Annotated in this window: 2 protein-coding genes and 1 pseudogene; 1 reads left to right on the plus strand and 2 read right to left on the minus strand. The window is 75.1% G+C overall.

The features are described 5' to 3' along the window. Together B9S61_RS02140 and B9S61_RS02145 are read right to left on the minus strand one after the other, a co-directional pair. Window positions 1-1399, minus strand: a 1399-nt coding sequence (locus tag B9S61_RS02140; protein ID WP_103540658.1) for a phage holin family protein, incomplete at its 3' end; no start/stop codon positions are given. 162 nt (window positions 1400-1561) lie between these two features. Beyond that, on the minus strand, window positions 1562-1963 hold the full coding sequence (locus B9S61_RS02145; protein ID WP_103540657.1) for a hypothetical protein: 402 nt from the start codon (window positions 1961-1963) through the stop codon (window positions 1562-1564). A gap of 84 nt (window positions 1964-2047) precedes the next feature. On the opposite strand from B9S61_RS02145, the pseudogene B9S61_RS41980 reads away from it, so the two are divergent. Beyond that, window positions 2048-2222, plus strand: a pseudogene (locus B9S61_RS41980) (MBL fold metallo-hydrolase); the annotation flags it as partial.

Here is a 2222-nt window from a genome sequence, read left to right on the forward strand (position 1 = left end):
GTCCGCAGCCGGCCCGGACCAGGTCGCCGAGAGTGAGGCCGTAGCGGGCGCGGAAGGTCTCGCCGGGGCTCTGCCCGTGGTCGGAGAGGACGACGATCCGGTACGGGCGCGGTGCGTGCTCGGCGACGCTCTCGATCAGGGCGAGGGCGCGGTCGAGACGCTGGAGGACCTTCTCGGTGTCCCGGCCGGTGGGCCCGGAGTGGTGGGCGACCTCGTCGTAGGCCACCAGGTCGGCGTAGACGGAGGTGCGGCCGGCCAGCAGGTCGCCCGTCACGGCGGCCACCACGACGTCCCGCTGGACGACGGTCGCGAAGGCCCGTACGAACGGGTAGAGCCCGCCGCGGGAGACGCGCGGGCGCTGCTCCCGGAAGCGGGCCCGGGTGGACTGGCTGATCTCCCGGCCGACCTCGGCGACGAAGGACAGCGCGGTGCGCACCGCGTTGGCGGGGTCGGAGAAGTAGGCGAAGTAGCCCGAGCGGGAACGGGCGGCGGGGCCGCGGCGGCGGGTGGCGATGGACAGCACCAGGGCCTGTTCGTCGGCGCCGCCGCTGAACAGGTTGCCGCGGCTGGCGCCGTCGGCGGCGAGCAGTCCGGCGTGACCGGAGTACTCGATGGCGCGGGCCTGGAGTTCCGCGGCGCTGGTGGGCCGGTTGCAGACCATGACCTCGCGGCGGGCCTTCTCGTACCAGCGGAAGGCGGGGACGTCGTGGTTGCTGCCGTGCAGGATGCCGAGCTGGCTGGCGCCGGTCTGGCTGGACCAGTCGGTGCGCCAACGGGTGAGCCGGTGGGAGGGCCGGTCCCCGCCGTTGCCGGTGCCGAGCCAGCGGGCGACGGTGGGCATCAGCCCCTTGTCGACGGCGGCGAGGAGCACGTCGTGGCCGACGCCGTCGAGTTGCAGGAAGACGGTGCCGGGGGTGGCCGGGCAGGGCGGGGCGGAGCCCCGTCTGCGGTCGGCGAGGCGGTAGAGGCGGCGGCGGTAGGCGTCGTCGTCGCGTACGGCGAGGGCGGCGCCGGTGGCCGAGGCGACGGCGGACATGACGGCGGCGACCACGACCGCCGTCTCCGGGGCGGCGGCGCCCCGTTCGACGGGGTTGACGTACAGGGCCAGCCAGAGCAGGGCGCCGTTGAGGAAGAACACCAGCAGCCCGAGGACCAGTGCCGGTACGAGCAGCAGGAGACGCACCAGCAGCGGCCAGACGAGGGCGGACAGCAGGCCGAAGGCGCCGGCGCCGAGGGCGGCCGTGACCGCGATGTCGGTGGCGCTGCCGCCGTCCGCCGAGCGCAGCCGGAAGTCCGGCAGGATCCCGGCGAGCAGCAGCATGGTCAGGGTGGAGACCACCCACACCGTGACACTCCGCCCGATCTGACTGGCGACCCGTCGCCAACGCCCGCCACCCACGCCCCGTACACCTCACGTCCCGGCCGGTCCGGCCCGTCTCCACCCTGTCACAACGGCCGGAACATGCATTTCGTCCCCGCCCGCGCGGCCCTTCGGTCCCTCGCCCCGCAGCCCCTCGGCGCCCGGCCCCTCGGCGGCTCAGCGGCTCAGCGGCTCAGCGGCTCAGCGGCCGTCGTAGCCGGCGGTCGGCATCGACAGCCTGCGGTGCACCCGCGCCTTCATCGCGGCGTCGTACGACGGCTCCGCGCGCCCCACGGTCTCCACGCGCACCCCGCGCCGCGCGCACTCGGCGGTGAACTCCGGAACGGAGGACAGCGCACGCTCCAGTACCCGCAGACTGGGCGCCACGAACAGGTCGGCGCCGGGCCGCACCCCCTCCCACAGCCGGCCGTGATCGGCCCGCAGCCCCCGCACCAGCAGTTCCCGGGCCACCACGTGGCCCTGCTCGGCGGCCCAGCGCGCGCACATGGCGTGCTGGCTGCGCGAGTCCACCAGGAAGGGATCGGCGTCCAGCTCCTCCAGTGGCGTCAGACTCGCGATCGCCGTCACCCGCACCGGCCCCATGGCGTCCCCCTCACCCCCCGGTTTTCGCCGCCGACCCTACTCCTGCGCGTACGCTTCGGGGAGGCGCGCGAAGGAGGCGAAGAAGTGCCGGTGGACGTCACGTGGTGGGGGCACGCCACCTGCACGGTCGAGGACTCGCACACCCGCGTGCTCACCGACCCCCTGTTCGCCCGCCGGCTCGCGCATCTGCGCCGCCGGCGCGGCGAGGTGCCGCCCGCCGACGCCCGGCACGCGGACGTCGCCCTGGTCTCCCATCTGC

Source organism: Streptomyces sp. SM1 (assembly GCF_002910825.1).
Classification (GTDB): domain Bacteria; phylum Actinomycetota; class Actinomycetes; order Streptomycetales; family Streptomycetaceae; genus Streptomyces; species Streptomyces okerensis.